Annotated in this window: 14 protein-coding genes; 6 read left to right on the top strand and 8 right to left on the bottom strand. The window is 45.6% G+C overall.

The window, feature by feature from the left end:
* Positions 1-68: 68 nt before the first annotated feature.
* Positions 69-1,463: a glutamate--tRNA ligase gene (gene gltX, locus MMOL_RS04520; RefSeq protein WP_015831834.1), complete on the bottom strand. Its 1,395-nt coding sequence runs from the start codon at positions 1,461-1,463 to the stop codon at positions 69-71.
* Positions 1,464-1,680: 217 nt separating this feature from the next.
* Here gltX and MMOL_RS04515 point away from each other — a divergent pair, with 217 nt between their 5' ends.
* A complete protein-coding gene (locus MMOL_RS04515; RefSeq protein WP_015831833.1) occupies positions 1,681-3,384 on the top strand; it encodes a hypothetical protein in 1,704 nt (567 codons plus the stop codon).
* A 25-nt stretch (positions 3,385-3,409) separates the two neighbouring features.
* On the opposite strand, the gene MMOL_RS04510 is transcribed toward MMOL_RS04515, so the two are convergent.
* Genes MMOL_RS04510 through MMOL_RS04500 form a run of 3 tightly spaced genes read right to left on the bottom strand, consistent with a single transcriptional unit; the run spans position 3,410 to position 9,294 of the window.
* The gene (locus tag MMOL_RS04510; RefSeq protein WP_015831832.1) at positions 3,410-4,852 is read right to left on the bottom strand and encodes an efflux transporter outer membrane subunit; all 1,443 of its coding nucleotides are present in this window, start codon (positions 4,850-4,852) and stop codon (positions 3,410-3,412) included.
* Entirely contained in the window at positions 4,849-8,004 is a 3,156-nt protein-coding gene (locus MMOL_RS04505) for an efflux RND transporter permease subunit (RefSeq protein ID WP_015831831.1), read from the bottom strand. The genes MMOL_RS04510 and MMOL_RS04505 overlap by 4 nt, the downstream gene beginning before the upstream one ends.
* 45 nt (positions 8,005-8,049) lie before the next feature.
* On the bottom strand, positions 8,050-9,294 hold the full coding sequence (locus MMOL_RS04500) for an efflux RND transporter periplasmic adaptor subunit (protein ID WP_015831830.1): 1,245 nt from the start codon (positions 9,292-9,294) through the stop codon (positions 8,050-8,052).
* A 189-nt stretch (positions 9,295-9,483) separates the two neighbouring features.
* On the opposite strand from MMOL_RS04500, the gene MMOL_RS04495 reads away from it, so the two are divergent.
* Both MMOL_RS04495 and MMOL_RS04490 read left to right on the top strand, forming a co-directional pair.
* On the top strand, positions 9,484-10,107 hold the full coding sequence (locus MMOL_RS04495; RefSeq protein ID WP_015831829.1) for a TetR family transcriptional regulator: 624 nt from the start codon (positions 9,484-9,486) through the stop codon (positions 10,105-10,107).
* Positions 10,108-10,173: 66 nt separating this feature from the next.
* Entirely contained in the window at positions 10,174-10,497 is a 324-nt protein-coding gene (locus MMOL_RS04490; RefSeq protein ID WP_015831828.1) for a hypothetical protein, read from the top strand.
* A 63-nt stretch (positions 10,498-10,560) separates the two neighbouring features.
* On the opposite strand, the gene rimO is transcribed toward MMOL_RS04490, so the two are convergent.
* Positions 10,561-11,916: a 30S ribosomal protein S12 methylthiotransferase RimO gene (gene rimO, locus MMOL_RS04485; protein ID WP_015831827.1), complete on the bottom strand. Its 1,356-nt coding sequence runs from the start codon at positions 11,914-11,916 to the stop codon at positions 10,561-10,563.
* A 31-nt stretch (positions 11,917-11,947) separates the two neighbouring features.
* On the opposite strand from rimO, the gene MMOL_RS12080 reads away from it, so the two are divergent.
* Positions 11,948-12,172 (top strand): hypothetical protein, encoded by a 225-nt coding sequence (locus MMOL_RS12080; RefSeq protein ID WP_015831826.1) that lies wholly within the window; start codon positions 11,948-11,950, stop codon positions 12,170-12,172.
* On the opposite strand, the gene MMOL_RS04480 is transcribed toward MMOL_RS12080, so the two are convergent.
* The 3 genes from MMOL_RS04480 to rluD are packed head-to-tail and all read right to left on the bottom strand — an operon-like array spanning position 12,116 to position 14,970.
* Positions 12,116-13,015 carry a ZIP family metal transporter gene (locus MMOL_RS04480; RefSeq protein WP_015831825.1) on the bottom strand — a complete coding sequence of 300 codons (900 nt, stop codon included), beginning with the start codon at positions 13,013-13,015 and terminating at the stop codon, positions 12,116-12,118. The genes MMOL_RS12080 and MMOL_RS04480 overlap by 57 nt on opposite strands.
* Before the next feature lie 59 nt (positions 13,016-13,074).
* On the bottom strand, positions 13,075-13,845 hold the full coding sequence (gene pgeF / locus MMOL_RS04475) for a peptidoglycan editing factor PgeF (RefSeq protein ID WP_015831824.1): 771 nt from the start codon (positions 13,843-13,845) through the stop codon (positions 13,075-13,077).
* An 18-nt stretch (positions 13,846-13,863) separates the two neighbouring features.
* Positions 13,864-14,970, bottom strand: coding sequence for a 23S rRNA pseudouridine(1911/1915/1917) synthase RluD (gene rluD / locus MMOL_RS04470; RefSeq protein WP_015831823.1), 1,107 nt, complete (start codon positions 14,968-14,970; stop codon positions 13,864-13,866).
* A gap of 38 nt (positions 14,971-15,008) precedes the next feature.
* On the opposite strand from rluD, the gene MMOL_RS04465 reads away from it, so the two are divergent.
* Together MMOL_RS04465 and MMOL_RS04460 are read left to right on the top strand one after the other, a co-directional pair.
* Entirely contained in the window at positions 15,009-15,812 is an 804-nt protein-coding gene (locus MMOL_RS04465; RefSeq protein WP_015831822.1) for an outer membrane protein assembly factor BamD, read from the top strand.
* 36 nt (positions 15,813-15,848) lie between these two features.
* Positions 15,849-16,181: a hypothetical protein gene (locus tag MMOL_RS04460; protein ID WP_015831821.1), complete on the top strand. Its 333-nt coding sequence runs from the start codon at positions 15,849-15,851 to the stop codon at positions 16,179-16,181.
* Positions 16,182-16,231: the final 50 nt, after the last annotated feature.

Raw genomic sequence — 16,231 nt, 5'->3', positions numbered from 1 at the left:
TACAGCCACATACAAATATCTTACTCTCGTTAAGATATAGAACAACCAAATTCGTTCTTTAATTAAAATTAAAATTTAACTTCGTTCATTCGCGCAATTACTTCATCTCTACCCAGCAACACCATCACCTGATCAATGCTTGGCGATTGCGCAATACCAGTCAACATCACGCGTAATGGCATTGCTACTTTCGGGAACTTCAACTGAAACTCTGTTACCACATCATTTAATACATGATGAATAGCCTCAGCCTGCCACTCAACCGTAGCTAGGGCTTGCGTCAACTTCAACATCGCCGGTTTAATTTCAGCCGTTAAGTGCTTTTCCGCAGCCGCTTGGTCAATCACTGGCTTTTGGTAAAAATAGGCAATGCTGCTAGCAAGCTCATTCAAAGTATGTGCACGTTCTCTGTACAAATCAATCACCGCTGCTAGATTAGGCATGACCGTTACTTGCACACCCAGCTTAGCAAGACGCTTAGTCTGATCATTCACCAAATAGCTTGAATCTGCTTGCTTAATGTAATGTGCATTCAACCAGCGGAGCTTCTCAGTGTTAAATTGTGCAGCAGATGGCGTAATGTGGTCTAAATCAAACCACTCACAGAACTGCTGCATACTGAAAATTTCTTCATCACCATGACTCCAGCCTAAGCGCGCCAAATAGTTCAACACCGCTTCAGGTAGGTAACCATCTTCATCATATTGCATCACACTCACTGCACCATGACGCTTAGATAACTTCTGACCATCATCGCCTAAAATCATAGACAAGTGCGCGTATTGCGGAATCGTTGCGCCTAGCGCCATCAGCATATTGATTTGGCGCGGGGTATTATTCACATGATCATCGCCTCGTATCACTTGCGTGATGCCCATTTCCCAATCATCTACCACCACACAGAAATTGTAAGTAGGCGTACCGTCGGCACGTGCAATGATTAAATCATCCAGCTCCTGATTGGCAATACTGATTTCGCCTTTAACCAAATCATTCCATACCACATTGCCATCTTTAGGGTTCTTGAAGCGAATAACCGGCGGAATACCTTGAGGCGGATTTGGCAGCACTTTGCCGTCTTCCGGGCGCCAGCGGCCATCGTAGCGCGGCTTAACCCCTTGCTGCATTTGTGCTTCACGTAGGGCATCCAGTTCTTCTTTACTGCAATAGCAATAGTACGCACTACCTTGCGCCAACATAGTTTGAATCACTTCTTTGTAGCGATCCATACGCCGCATCTGATAAAACGGCCCCTCATCGTGATGCAAGCCCAACCATTCCATTCCATCCAGAATAGCCTGCACAGCTTCAGGTGTGCTGCGGGCAACGTCAGTATCCTCGATGCGTAGAATAAAGTCACCTTGGTGCTTTTTAGCAAAGGCCCATGAGAACAAAGCGGTACGTGCACCACCTATATGGAGAAAGCCGGTTGGACTGGGAGCAAAACGTGTGCGAACTGTCATATCTGTTGAATTTTTTACTATCTATATTATTAGGCGTACATTTTATCACGCCAGCATAAACTCTAAAAAATTAAAAATAGTATTAATAAGCAATATCTATACACCATATGTAACGGCGCGGTGACGGGCTAGGTTGCGATTGGGTTTTGGCTTAAAATATCAACCTGGCATACTACTTGCTTTTCATACTATACCTAGTGAAAGAATTTAGCTAAAAATGGCATTTCTCCAAAACCTGTTCAAAAATGTAGCCGCACCTAAGATGAAATCATCTATGGCGTGGATGCATCAACTCAAAGGCATGGATGATCTCTCTGCCATTGAATTCGCGACAGTAAAATTAGGGGATGAGTTTAAAACGAATGCATTTAGTGACCCGACTCACCTGCAAGCGCTATTCAGTATCGACGAAAATACACACATCACTGTCGAAAGAATCACAACGCATTTCATTCACATTGAGCATATCAGCGCGGAGTTTGAAGAACGTGTAACTAACGCTGTCTTTTTTTACCACCGCCAGCTTTTCTTGATTTACTATGCGCTGATTGACCATTTCTCCGATCAATACCAAAATCATCTTCATATTTTTCTAGCGCGTGCCATGAGAAATGCCACGCAAATGATCAAATGGCGCTATTACATCTACCAAAGCGCACCAGCTAATGTATGGACACAGATATCCCAACTATATTTATTAGCCGAGAAACGGTCACTATTAAATGCAAAAATCCAACCCTATGCCGACTTGGAGCCTATCTCAGTGTCCAATGCTTATATTCATGTATGCATGCTAGGTACACTAGAAAGCTTGAGTTTGAAATGTGAGCAAATTGAATTTGTGAGCAAAATGCTATCAGCCTGGACCGGAAAAACCACCGTTGACAGCGTGTTTGATGAGAGTCAACATTTGTTTTATGTTGACACCACTGCCAACAAACCGGCTAAACGTATCCGCACGTTTAAACCAGCCAGTACCTATCGTTACTGGAACCTTGACAGTGTTATTTCCAAAATACAACTCTGCACTTCATTGATTGAGTTCAATATCTCCCCCAAACAACCCTTTATGAAAGAGTTGATTTCACACAGAGATGCTTCCACCACTTTTGATGTACTCAATACCGAATGGTCTCGTCTTGACTACAATCGTCAACGCAGATTAGAAGAGCGAAGCAAAAATGTATCTCAAGCAACTACCAGCTTAGGCTTCAAAGAGGTATGCGAGCAAATCAAGCAATATGAGAACATCAAGATGCAACGCGGTGAGCGTGGCTATCAGGGTGAAAAATCATTTGAAGAGAGATTAGCGACGCACAATATCAATCGCAGTGAGCCTAATATCATTCACATGAACATAAGTGCTGATCACTCCAGCATAATTGATCAATCCAGCAAGGGATTGGGCCTGCACGTCAGCAGACATCCTCATGAAGTAGCGACCGGCATGTTAATCGGCATTTCTACTAAAGAGCTAAGAAACAATACCAAATTAGGGATTATCAAGAATATACGGCCAATTGCACAGGGAGAGCTGCACCTAGGGATTGAACTACTTAGCAATATCGGATTTTACTCTCAAGCAGAAAACATAAGTCTAAGAACACCTAAAGTCGCCATATCAATAGGAAGTAATGAAAATAAAGAAAATTATTTTGCCAATACAGTATTTGCCAACACTACCAGCTTTTTAGACAGTAGTTTTGGCACAGACCCAAGTAACTTCATGTGCCTATACTTACCTAAAGAGCAATCACTGTCCAGACAAGAAACACTGATTATTCCTAAGCTGCAATACAATAAAAACGACATTTTCAAAGTGCTGATCTTAGGTGAAGAAATATTAGTCAGATTCACTAAGTCGTTTGAGCGCCACGGTAACTGGGTGCGTGTCACGTTTACCACAGATCTTAATCGGTAAATATCACACACCCATTACGTTATCGCTATGGCATAGGCTGTGCTTGCCAGCCGCCGCCCAACACTTTAAATAAGTCTACCGTTGCAATCAACCTAGCCTGACGCGCCTGCACAAAGGCTAGACTCGCATCGTTATAGGTACGCTGCGCATCCAACACCTCAATATAAGCTGAGTAGCCTGACTGGTATCTATTTTCTGACAAAGTCAGCATTTTTTGCGCCGAAGTCTGGCTAATCAACAATGATTGCTCGCGCTCGGTTTGCTGACGTAAGCTGATCAATGCATCATTCACCTCGGTAAATGCAGTTTGAATCGTACGCTCATAAGTGGCAAGCGTCTTTTTCTGTTTAGCTGCTTCCTGGTCTACTCTCGCATTGAGTCTGCCACCATTAAAGATAGGCAAACTCAAACCCAGCCCACCAGTCCAAATACGTGCTGCTGAACTTAAGATATCTTTCAATTCCAAGCTTTCGCCACCCCAGTTTGCAGTGAGTGAAATGCTTGGGTATAAGGCTGCTTTTGCCACAGCAATATTAGCATTGGCTGCAACCATCTGCTGCTCAGCCTGACGTACATCAGGACGCGACTCCAGTAAACTTGAAGGCAAACCTAGTGGCGGCACAGGTGGAATCGGCAGTGCCATAATATCGGCTTTGGTCTGTCCTAAGCCACGCACAGCCAAATCTAGATCTCCAGTTAACAATGCCAGTTGGTTCAAACTCAAAGACTGCAGGCGTTTTAAATCCGCAATCTGCGCACGCAAATTGGTATTGGCAACCTCGGCCTGATGCACATCTAATGCCGATACAATGCCACCTTCCAAGCGACGCTTGGTAAGCGCCAAACTAGCATCGCGGCTAACCAGGTTTTGTTCGGCAATCTGGATTTGTTTTTCCAAACTACGCAAGGTCAAATACTGACTAGCCACCAAACCGGTAAGTGATAGTGTCACCGTATCTTTCGCATAGCGACTGGATAAAGCAGATGCGCGAGCTGACTCTTTCGCACGACCCAGCTTACCCCAGAAATCCAGCTCAAAAGTAGTCCCCAACTTAATATTAAAATTATTACGTGGGTTGGCTGAAAACACAGGGAAAGCACCAGCTTCGGTTACACGCGAACGTGTACCTGCTCCATCCAGATTAACCGAAGGAATCAAGAAGGTACCGGCCTCCTTCATCACTGCATCCGCTTGCTCTATGTTAGCTACCGCTGCCTTGATATCCGTATTATGCTTTAACGCATTCGCAATCAACGTGTTAAGAGTTTCGTCCTGATACAGCGTCCACCAGTCATTTGCAATCTGGTTTTGCGCTGCATTTTGACTCAGTTCAACATAACGATCCGGCGTCGCTACCTGCGGCCTTAGATAGTCAGGCCAAACCATGCTCTGGCAACCTGTCAGTACCAAGCTACCTACAAGATAAAAAACTGGCTTGATTAAATATTTATTTTTATGTTGTTTCATACCGTACCTTTATTCTCAGCATCTACTGAAGTTGCAACTACTGGACCATCGTCCGGCACTTCATGGTGTTTTCTATGTACATTTTTATTACTCAACCATGTAAAAAAGAGTGGGATAAAAATCGTCGCAACAAAAGTCGCTAATAACATACCGCCAAATACACCTGTACCCATTGAGCGTCTAGCTGCTGCACCTGCACCTGTTGCAATCACCAATGGCACAATACCCAACACAAACGCCATTGAAGTCATCACAATCGGTCTAAAACGCAACCTTGCAGCTTCAAGAGCAGCTTCTGCAATCGGTAGCCCCTCCTCCATCAACTGGCTTGCAAACTCTACGATTAGAATCGCATTTTTTGCCGCCAAACCAACCAGCGTAATCAAGCCGATCTGGAAGTAAATATCATTTGGCATCCCTCTGAACAGCACAGCGATCAACGCACCAGCCAAGGCGAAAGGTACCGCCATAATCACGGCCAACGGTAAAGCCCATGTTTCAAACTGCGCAGCCAAGATCAAGAACACCATGATAATGGCAAAACCGAACGCCAGGATTGCAGCAGAACCTGTGCGCTTTTCTTGATACGCTTGTCCGGTCCATGCAATCTGGTAGCCATCAGGCAAGTTTTGTGCGGCAATCTTCTCCACCATCTTAATGGCGTCACCTGAGCTCACGCCGGCTGCACCTTTACCTAGCACCTTAGCTGAAAGCAAACCGTTGTAGCGCTCTAATTGCTCAGCACCCACAATATCACTCACCTTGCTCAATGCTGATAATGGCACCATCAGGCCTTTATCCGAACGTACATAAACCTTGCCTAAATCTTCTGCTTTAGTACGGTACTCGGCTTCAGCTTGTAATTGCACACGATAAGTACGGCCAGATTTATTAAAGTCATTCACGTACAACGAGCCCATGGTGCTTTGCAATGTATCGTAAATGCTGGATACAGGCACCCCTTGTGAGAGGGCCTTAGCTTCATCCACCTCTAAGAACAACTGTGGCACAGTTGGTCGGAAGAAGGTGTTGATTTCAGTTAATTTAGGCTCTTTCTTCATCGCCTCAATCAGGTTATTTACCACCGCAGACAAGCGTGCAGGATCAGAATCACCACGTGTTTGCACATACAGCTCAAAACCACCTGAGCTACCCAAACCACGAATCGCTGGCGGGTTAAATGCAATCGCCATACCATCTGGTTGTTGCATACCAATACCAAACAGTTTTTTCACGATATCGTCTGCTGTAGTTTTACGCTCTGACCAATCTGTCAAACGCACAAACATGGTCGCTGCACTGGTTTTATTACCGCCACCAATCAAGTCAAACCCATTTACAGCAAACTCGTGTGCTACCGCAGGGTCTTGTGCGATCGCAGCGCGCACGCTTTCTGTGGTCTTACTTGTACGGCTCAAGGTTGCACCATCCGGCATAATCACCGCAGAAATCACGTAACCTTGATCTTCTGGTGGTACAAAACTGCCAGGAATCACTCGCAACAACACAACCACGATGGCAATAATTGCTGCAAACACAAAGGTACCGATAATTCTATGATGCAAGGTCAAATTAACCACGGCTGTATATACATGCGTGATACGCACAAACATACGGTTAAACGCTTTAAAGAATGCAGATTCGCCGTGTGTTTTCTTTAATAATATTGCGCACAGCGCTGGCGTCAGAGTTAAGGCAACAATGCCTGAGATCACCACAGCCACTGCAACGGTTACCGCAAACTGCTTGTACATTTCACCAGCGATACCGCCCAAGAATGCCACTGGCACGAACACTGCACAAAGTACTAGCACAATCGCCACCACAGCGGCAGACACTTGCTCCATAGATTTCACCGCTGCTTTAATTGCAGACAGCTTCTCTTCTTCCATCAAGCGCTCTACGTTCTCCAACACCACGATAGCATCGTCCACCACGATACCGATAGAAAGCACCATCGCAAATAAGGTAAGCGTATTAATAGAGAAGCCAAATATCCATAAACCTGCAAACGTACCAATTAAGGAAATAGGCACTGCAATCATAGGAATCAATGTCGCACGGAAGCTTTGCAAGAACAAGAACACCACAAGCACCACAAGCACCATGGCTTCGCCTAGTGTTTTCAACACCTCTTCAATAGAAGCCTTCACAAAGTCACTAGTATCATAGGGCACTTCCCAATCAACACCTTCTGGGAAACGCGCTTTCAGCTCAGTCATTTTTGCTTTAACTGCAGCTGCTGTATCCAGCGCATTGGCACCTGTTTGCAAGAAAATAGGAATACCTACACCAGGCGTACCATCCAATGCTGTACGCACGTTATAGCTTTGTGAACCTAACTCAATACGTGCAACGTCTTTTAAATGCAGCACACCACGCTGACCATCAGCACGAATAATGATATTGCCGAACTCTGACGAATCAATTAAGCGGCCTTTAGCCGTTACTGTGTAAACCAATTGCTGATCAGATGGCGCTGGGTCTTGGCCAATCTTACCTGCTGCATATTGTGCATTCTGTGCACGAATCGCATTGGCAATATCCGTGGTAGTTACCCCTAATTGCGCCATACGGTCAGGGCGTAACCAAATACGCATAGAGTAATCTTGCGCACCAAAAATAACAGAGTCGCCTACACCCTTAATACGCTTGATTTCATCCAGCACATTCAATGTAGCGTAATTGCTCAAAAATAGCGTGTCATACTTTTTCTGCTTGTCTGTCAGCATCACCACCAACAAAATATCGTTGGAGCGCTTTTGCACAACCAAGCCGGTACGCCTCACTTCATCTGGTAAGCGTGGCAAAGCAATATTGACGCGGTTACTTACGTTAAATGTAGCCTGGTCAACATTGGTGCCTACTTCAAACGTAGCAGTAATGGTTAAAGTACCGCTGGAGTCTGCACTAGAGTTGAAGTACAGCAAGCCTTCAACGCCGCTCAGTTGCTCCTCAATTGGCGCAGCCACTGTTTTTGAAAGCGTATCAGCACTTGCACCAGGGTAAGTTGCTGTGATTAATACGGTAGGTGGCGCAATTTGCGGGTACTGTGCAATCGGTAATTTAAAGGCGGCAGCTAAGCCCGCCAACACGATAATGATAGACAGTACACTCGCAAAAATAGGCCGTGTAATAAAAAATTTACTCATAAGGGTTCTCGATTAAGCCTGACGATTTAGCATAAGGTGATGAATTTATTTTGCTGATTCATTTTTTGCTGGCGCCGCACCGGCAACAGCCTCACCTGCAGGATGCGGTGCTACAACCGCACCAGGGCGTAGCTTGATGATATTGTCGGTAATTACTTTATCACCGGTCTCCAAGCCACTTAATATCACCCAGTTTTTACCAACCCAATTACCTACAACTACAGGCTTAACCGTCACTTCATTTTTCTCATTGGCTACATACACAAACTTGCCCTGATCACTATTGAGCACTGAAGTTTGCGGCACAACAAACACGCCGTCTTTTTGCCCAGTAACCACTCTCACTCTGGCGAATTGGCCAGGTAACAAGCGTTTATCTGCATTATCAAAAGTTGCGCGTAATTGCTGCGTACCTAATTGCGGATCAATACCGCTTGCAGCAAAGTTGAGCTGGCCTGATTTTGCATATTCCTCACCGCTAGGCAGTACCAATCTGACTTCTTTTACGCTTTTTTGCGTTAATGGGCCGCCTAACTGTGCCAACTCAGCATCAGACAAACTAAAGCGCACCCAAATTGGGCTGATTTGGCTGACTGTGCTCAACAAACTAGTGTTAGCAGCTACCAAAGCACCTTCAGATAATTGGAATCTACCAGCAACGCCAGACAATGGCGATGTCACAGTGGTATAAGATAAATTCAACTCAGCTTCGCGTACCGCAGCTTCATATTGTGCCAAGCTAGCTGTAGCTAAGGCATTATCAGAATTAGCATTATCTGCTTCACGCTGACTGACAGATTGCGTAGCAACCAATGTCTGTAAACGTTGCGCCTCACGCTTTGCTTGCTCGAAGCGTGCTTTTTGTTGCGCCAATTGTGCTTTGGCATTAGCCAATGCAATTTGATAAGGCACAGGGTCGATTAAAAACATTGCCTGACCAGCCTTAATTGGCTCGCCTTCCTCAAACAGTTTTTTAAGCAGAATACCGCCAACACGTGGTCTGATTTCCACTTCTTTTGCACCTTCAGTTTGCGCCACTGCTTCTGCACTTAGCGGCACACTACCTGGCGCCATTGTAATGACGCTTACCGGCATAGGCGGCATGGCACCTTGCGCCTGGCCACCATTTTCTTGCTTACTACAAGCGGCCAGCATAGACCCAACCAAGACGCCAATCAGCGCCAACATCATGCCTGATGCCATCAAGGTTCGTTTCGCATGCGCAGCCTGTGCGCTAATCGACTGTATTTGAATATGCTGCTGATTCTGACTTGCGGTCTTATGTGCCATTGAAAACTCCACGATTGTTTTATAACTAACTAATTATTCTACATTTTTATTAAAAATAGAAGGCATCTGCTATTGCTTACATACAGATTTGTATGTATATTATATACAAACATGCATGTATGTAAATAGCAATTGATTTAAAATATGCACGATTAAAGCTTTAACTATAGTTATATCAGTGAGATTAATATGGTCAGAAAAACCAAAGAAGATGCAGAACTTACCCGCCAAAAGATTGTGGACGCGGCGCGCACGGTGTTTTTAGCGCGCGGGGTAAGCCGATCAACCTTGGAGCATATTGCCTCACAGGCCGAGGTAACGCGTGGTGCCGTTTACTGGCACTTTAAAAACAAAACAGAAATCTTTCACGCCATCCGCGAGCAAGTGTTTTTACCACTGATAGACCGCATGGATGACACATTGGCAATTTCTGCCGATAACTCACAAAACCCGTTAGATCAAATTGAAGCCAGTATGTGCAGTACTATACAGGCACTAAATGACAATATTGAGATGCGTGAGATTTACGAAATCATGATGATTAAATGCGAATATGTAGATGAATTTGCATTGGTACTGCATCAAATCATGAACAACTGCTCTAGCCTAGTAGAAAAAATTGAAGCAACTTACGCACGCGCACAGTCGCAAAATCTGTTAGCCAGTTCAATTACCCCGGGCGCACTCGCCCTAGACACGCACTTATTTTTTGGTGGGTTGCTGCATATGTGGGTGAAAGATGCCGATGGTAGTAAGTTTAGATATCAAGCCATAGACCTGATCAAGTCACACATCAAATTACGTAGAAAGTAGATAATAAATCTTGTAGATCAGTTATTGTAGAGATACCATACGCAGATATTACGCGCTGGAGGCATTGTGGCTATTTATACTGGGGAAATTTACGGTAAACAAACCGCAAGCAAGTTTGTAATGTACAACGTGATAAAAGTAAGCAAGCAAGTTGTTACCCTGCAAAATATCGACAACCCACTGAGCCTGTTTGAAACAACCGAACAAAAACTAAACGCATCAGGCTATATCCGCGTTAGCCAAACCCCATTCATCGATTTAGAATCAACCACACCAAAACGTAGAAAAGCAGCTAAGAAACCAACACGCTGCCCACTTACTTTAGACTTTTTAGAAGATCGGGCAGACAGTGAACGTCCTGCACCAATCATGCAGGACTTGTTTAGTTAACAACCTTTTTAACTAGCAATATTTTTAATTAGCAGCTAACTAACTTAGCTGCGTGGCGGATGATTAGCTACGTGGTGGGCCACCGCGTAAATCGTGACCATCCGCGCTGTAAATCTCTACTTCTACAAAGTCACCTGGGTTTAAGCCCTCTGCATCTTCAAGGTAAACCACTCCGTCAATCTCTGGTGCATCCGCTTTGGTACGGCCAATCGCCTCGACGTTACCTTCAACGTCTGTTACGATTTCATCGACTAGTACGGTTTGAATGCTGCCAATCTTGGCATGTACTTTAGCAGCACTGATACGCTCCTGCACTTCCATAAAGCGGCTTAAACGCTCTTGCTTCACTTCTTCTGGCACTTGATCCGGCAAGGCATTAGCCGCTGCACCGTCTACCGCAGAGTAAGCAAAACAGCCTACTCTGTCTAACTGTGCCTCTTCCATAAAGTCCAGCAGTTGCTTAAAGTCATCTTCAGTTTCACCAGGGAAACCAGCAATAAACGTACTGCGAATCGTAATATCTGGGCAGATGTCACGCCAAGCTTTAATACGTGCTAAGTTATTTTCACTGCTTGCCGGACGCTTCATCGCTTTTAAGATACGTGGGCTAGCATGCTGAAATGGCACATCCAAATAAGGAAGAATCAAGCCATCAGCCATCAATGGAATCACTTCATCCACATGTGGATATGGGTAAACATAGTGTAGCCGTGTCCAAACACCAAGCTCACTTAACGCTTGCGTTAATTCCGTCATACGGGTTTTAACCGGGCGGCCATTCCAGAAGCCTGGGCGATACTTAACATCAACACCATAAGCTGAGGTGTCTTGTGAAATCACCAAAATCTCGCTCACACCAGCATTTACCAAATTTTCAGCCTCATTCAGCACTTCGCCGATTGGGCGGCTGACTAAATCACCACGCATGCTAGGAATAATACAGAAACTGCAGCGGTGGTTACAGCCTTCTGAAATCTTAAGGTAAGCATAATGCTTAGGTGTCAACCTTACCCCTTGCGGCGGTACTAAATCGATAAATGGCTCATGCGGTTTAGGCAGGTTTGCATGCACGGCGGTCATCACTTCTTCTAACGCATGCGGGCCGGTCACCGCCAATACACTAGGATGCGCAGCTTCTACCACGCCCTTTTTGGCGCCCAAACAACCGGTTACAATCACTTTTCCGTTTTTGTTAATCGCTTCACCAATGGCGTCCAAAGACTCCTCAACCGCGCTGTCAATAAAACCACAGGTGTTCACCACCACTAAATCTGCTTCACCATAGCTGCCAGAAATTTCGTAGCCTTCTGCCCGCAATTGGGTGAGAATACGCTCTGCGTCTGAGCCAGCTTTAGGGCAGCCTAGCGATACAAAGCCTACTTTAGGCGTGGAGTTTTTGCTTGTAGTACTCATTGTCATAAAAACCTATAAATCTTAAAAATTAATTCAAATGTATATTATTGCAATTGCTTGGATGTATGTTGTGGTGCTTATGGCAGCCACTGAAAAATCAATCACCGCGGGCTTACTCACCTTTGTCTTTTACGGCTTACTGCCCTGCGCCCTGCTACTGTGGTTGCTCGGCGTTAAACATCGCCGCCACCAGCACAACAAACAATTAGTGGATGAAGTAACCCATCAAGAAGATGCTACCGACGCCAAAAGCGATGAGTAGCACCTGACTGATGGTTGCCTTTAATTCTGTGCGCTTATGCAAACTAGGAATCAAATCCGCCACCGCCACATACAGCATACTGGCTGCTGCCAAGCCTAAAATATAGGGCACCCAACCCATCACATATTGCAAAGCATAATAAGCAATCAGTCCGCCAACCAAGGTGGCCAAGCTAGACACTAAATTAAACACCAGCGCCTTCTTTTTACTATATCCTGAGTGCAGCAAGATTAAAAAGTCACCTACTTCTTGCGGGATTTCGTGCGAAATAATGGCCAGTGCCGTTACCACGCCCAATTTCACATCCACTAAAAATGCTGCCGCAATTAAAACGCCATCCACAAAGTTATGAAAAGTATCTCCTATCATAATCATCATGCCACTGCGCCCGCTATCATGATGATGCGTATGCGCATGACTATGCACCTGCGTTAGTGATGGTGCCTTGGCTGCTGTTACCGCTTTATACTTGGTTTCGCCTGGCGTACCAGCCTGCGGATGCGTTAATGGGCAATCTTCTTCAGTGTGAATCGCGTGTACTTCACAGTGATCACCATGGCAGTGTCGCCATATCACTAATTTCTCAAGTACAAAGAACAATAACAACCCGAATAACAGGGTGATAGAAACGCTCTCTATACTACTCGCTTCACTAAAAGCATGGGGTAGAATTTCTAAAAACACTGCACCTAACATCGCACCTATGGCGTAGCTAACCAGCATAGGAATCCATGCAGTGCGAAGATTGAGTGCAAACAATGCTGCCAAAGATACGCTCAACACCCCGCCAGTAAAGCTAGCGAGAATAATCCATGCAAGAATAGGTAACTCGGGAATTGTCATGCAACACTTTTAGGCAATAATTTAAAGGGCGTTATTATAACTGAGCAACCGTCACATCTCTAATTTGATTCCAACCAAATCATGCTTGCCATACGTCCGGTGACGTTATCGCGCCTGAATGAGAAAAAGCGCGCTTGATCGGTGTAGGTGCAAAAGTCTTCATTCACGCCAGCGCCATAGATTGCGCTCACACCAATACGGTTAAGGCGCTGCTGTGCGATCAAGTATAAGTTACCTAGCCATTTATCGCCGGATGCTGATGACTCCAGCAACTTAAACGCCTGAGCCGCATGGCTATCTTTTTCTATAAACTGCGCACGTACATCCCCGCCCACTTCAAAGGCATTAGGGCCGATGGCCGGACCTAACCACACCAACACCTCGCTAGGCGGCACTTGCATTTTTTGCACGGCAGCTTCTATCACGCCATCACACAGACCTCGCCAGCCAGCATGCACTGCAGCCACTACCTTACCCTGCTTATCGCAAAGCAACACTGGTAGGCAATCGGCTGTCATGGTGACACACACAACATTGGCTTTAGTCGTAAACGAAGCATCTGCATTTTGCAGGCAAGTGCTAGTGGCGGCATCAATCACATCGGTTCCGTGCACCTGATTCACCCAGATCGGCTCACTAGGCAGGTATGGACTTAATCGCTGACGATTAGTGGCTACTGCCATAGCGTCATCTTGCACATGCGCGCCCAAATTCAAGCTATCAAAAGGCGCAACGCTTACACCGCCCACACGCGTCGTTTGCAATGCCTTTACGTTACTGGGTGCAGGCCAGTTCGGTGTGATAAAAGTAGGTTCAGTGTTAACCATCATGATTGCACTCGTTTAAAACTAAACATCTTCCTCATCATCGAAGTCAGAGTCATCCTCGTCTTCGTCGAACATGTCATCATCGTCATATTCGTAATCTTCATCTGCCAGATAAGGCTCCATGCTTAACTCGAAGCCCTCCTCCTCATCATCACGCTCATCTTCGTGGCGCATCGCTTCTAACAATACTTTCATATCATCAGCCAGCTCAATCTGCCACTCCATAAACTCATTGGTGGCAGGATGCACTAAACCAAGCTTGATTGCGTGCAAAGCCTGACGGTGGAACTGGCTCACCGCATCACGTAGCGTTTGCGTCATGGCACGTATTGGCACAATGCCGCGGAAGCCATAAACCGGATCGCCCACTAAAGGCGCTTTCAGGTGCTGCATATGCACGCGAATCTGGTGGGTACGACCAGTTTCTAAGTTACAACGCAAATAAGTTTGGACAGAAAAACGCTCTAATATTTCATAACGAGTTATCGCAGGCTTACCCATGCGGTTAATCGCCATTTTAGTGCGGGAGCGCGGATCACGACCCAACGGCTGATCCACCACACCATTACGCCAGAGCTGACCCCACACAATGGCACGGTACTCACGTTTCACGGTGCGCGCTTGTAGTTGGCGCACTAAATGCGTCTGTGCGTTTAATGTTTTAGCTACCACCAGCAAGCCACTGGTTTCTTTATCTAAGCGGTGCACAATGCCGGCACGCGGCACATCATGCAATTGCGGCGCATGAAATAACAATGCATTGAGCAAAGTACCGTCCCAATTACCAGCTGCAGGATGCACCACCATACCGGCCGGTTTATTCACCACCAGAATATGATCATCTTCATAGACGATATCCAGCGGAATATCCTGTGCGATAAAGGCGCGGCTCTCAGGCTTCACTTGCACATCGACCGACACTTTCTCCCCGCCCCACACTTTGGTTTTTGCTGTACTGGCTTTGCCGTCAACCGTCACTAGACCAGATTTAATCCAAGATTGCAGCCTTGAGCGTGAGTGTTCAGGAAGTAGGCGTTGTAAAGCCACATCAAGGCGTAAGCCTCCCAAGTCTGATGAAATTGTGAGATGAATTAGGTTAGTAAGAGATTGTTGAGTAGCGTCTGTCATCGGTTATAATTGCGAGAAATTCTTAAAGGTGGTTTTGCATGAAGTATATCTCAATTTTGGCTTTTACCTTCCTACTCAGTGGATGTGCGATTTTTGGTGCACCAACTGAAATTGATGATACAAAGGGCTGGACTGCTGAACGTATCTATCAAGAAGGTGCGGCAAAAATGCAAGACCGCGACTACGATAAGGCCATTGTTTACTTCCAAAAGCTTGAGTCTCGCTATCCTCATGGCAAATATGCGACACAAGCGCAGTTAGAAACCGCCTACGCCCATTACAAAAAGCAAGACCCGGTATCCGCCGTGGCCGCAGCTGACCGCTTTATTAAACTACATCCTGATCACCCTAACGTAGATTACGCCTATTACCTCAAAGGACTAGCCGTATTTAATGAGCGCGGCATTATCGAAAAGCTCACCAAACAACAAGTGAGCGACCGCGACCCCCGTGCACTAAAAGATTCTTTCGCTACATTCAAAGAGCTAGTAACACGCTACCCAAAAAGCCGCTATGTAAAAGATGCTACACAACGCATGGTTTACCTGGCAAACAGCTTGTCAGAGCATGAGCTCCACGTGGCACGTTACTACATGAAGCGCAAAGCTTACGTGGCAGCAATTAACCGCACAAAATACGTGATTGAATACTACCCGCAATCGCCGCATGTGGAAGAAGCGCTAGTGATTATGATTAGCGCCTACGACTTAATGGGTATGGATGATTTAAAAAATGACACCTTGCGCGTGCTGAAGACCAACTACCCAGATAGCGCGATTTTGACCAAAAACGCCCCTGAAGATGAGCGTATATGGTGGAAGTTCTGGGAAAGCATGTACTAAATGAACTAAAGCGCATTAAATGCATCCATTATATTAATGAACTACTTGAATAAATTACCAGGTTTCATTAAAGCGCCATCAGGCCTAGAGTGGATTTTGTTCAAAAAACTCCCACTAATTTTTAGCATTGGAACAGCAGCGCCCTGCATTCCAATGCTAATTCTCTATTTTAGCAACGACCCACTACAACGAGAACAACAGCAAGTCATCTATCAATTGCTCGGTGTGCTGTTCAGCACTTGGTTTTTTGTGGGTGCGATTGCAATCGGCTGCATTGTCGTTACCATCATGAAAGGACCCGCTTATGTCGCAGATCCTTATGAGCTACCTAAAGAAAATAAAAAGTTAGAACATCCCCCAAATTGGTAGTAGCCAGTCAGACATTGCAGTAGCTTTACAGCCGTTAACCACCACTAGAG

It is taken from the genome of Methylotenera mobilis JLW8 (assembly GCF_000023705.1).
In the GTDB taxonomy this organism is placed as follows: Bacteria; Pseudomonadota; Gammaproteobacteria; order Burkholderiales; family Methylophilaceae; genus Methylotenera; species Methylotenera mobilis.
The sequence above is the reverse complement of the archived record's forward strand: the minus strand, read 5'-3'. Positions and strand labels throughout refer to the sequence as shown.

What these genes read in the sequence shown, in the direction of transcription:
- gltX (WP_015831834.1), bottom strand. Translation starts at nt 1,463, where the DNA reads ATGACAGTTCGCACACGTTTTGCTCCCAGTCCAACCGGCTTTCTCCAT.
- MMOL_RS04515 (WP_015831833.1), top strand. Translation starts at nt 1,681, where the DNA reads ATGGCATTTCTCCAAAACCTGTTCAAAAATGTAGCCGCACCTAAGATG.
- MMOL_RS04510 (WP_015831832.1), bottom strand. Translation starts at nt 4,852, where the DNA reads ATGAAACAACATAAAAATAAATATTTAATCAAGCCAGTTTTTTATCTT.
- MMOL_RS04505 (WP_015831831.1), bottom strand. Translation starts at nt 8,004, where the DNA reads ATGAGTAAATTTTTTATTACACGGCCTATTTTTGCGAGTGTACTGTCT.
- MMOL_RS04500 (WP_015831830.1), bottom strand. Translation starts at nt 9,294, where the DNA reads ATGGCACATAAGACCGCAAGTCAGAATCAGCAGCATATTCAAATACAG.
- MMOL_RS04495 (WP_015831829.1), top strand. Translation starts at nt 9,484, where the DNA reads ATGGTCAGAAAAACCAAAGAAGATGCAGAACTTACCCGCCAAAAGATT.
- rimO (WP_015831827.1), bottom strand. Translation starts at nt 11,916, where the DNA reads ATGACAATGAGTACTACAAGCAAAAACTCCACGCCTAAAGTAGGCTTT.
- MMOL_RS12080 (WP_015831826.1), top strand. Translation starts at nt 11,948, where the DNA reads ATGTATATTATTGCAATTGCTTGGATGTATGTTGTGGTGCTTATGGCA.
- MMOL_RS04480 (WP_015831825.1), bottom strand. Translation starts at nt 13,015, where the DNA reads ATGACAATTCCCGAGTTACCTATTCTTGCATGGATTATTCTCGCTAGC.
- pgeF (WP_015831824.1), bottom strand. Translation starts at nt 13,845, where the DNA reads ATGATGGTTAACACTGAACCTACTTTTATCACACCGAACTGGCCTGCA.
- rluD (WP_015831823.1), bottom strand. Translation starts at nt 14,970, where the DNA reads ATGACAGACGCTACTCAACAATCTCTTACTAACCTAATTCATCTCACA.
- MMOL_RS04465 (WP_015831822.1), top strand. Translation starts at nt 15,009, where the DNA reads ATGAAGTATATCTCAATTTTGGCTTTTACCTTCCTACTCAGTGGATGT.
- MMOL_RS04460 (WP_015831821.1), top strand. Translation starts at nt 15,849, where the DNA reads ATGAACTACTTGAATAAATTACCAGGTTTCATTAAAGCGCCATCAGGC.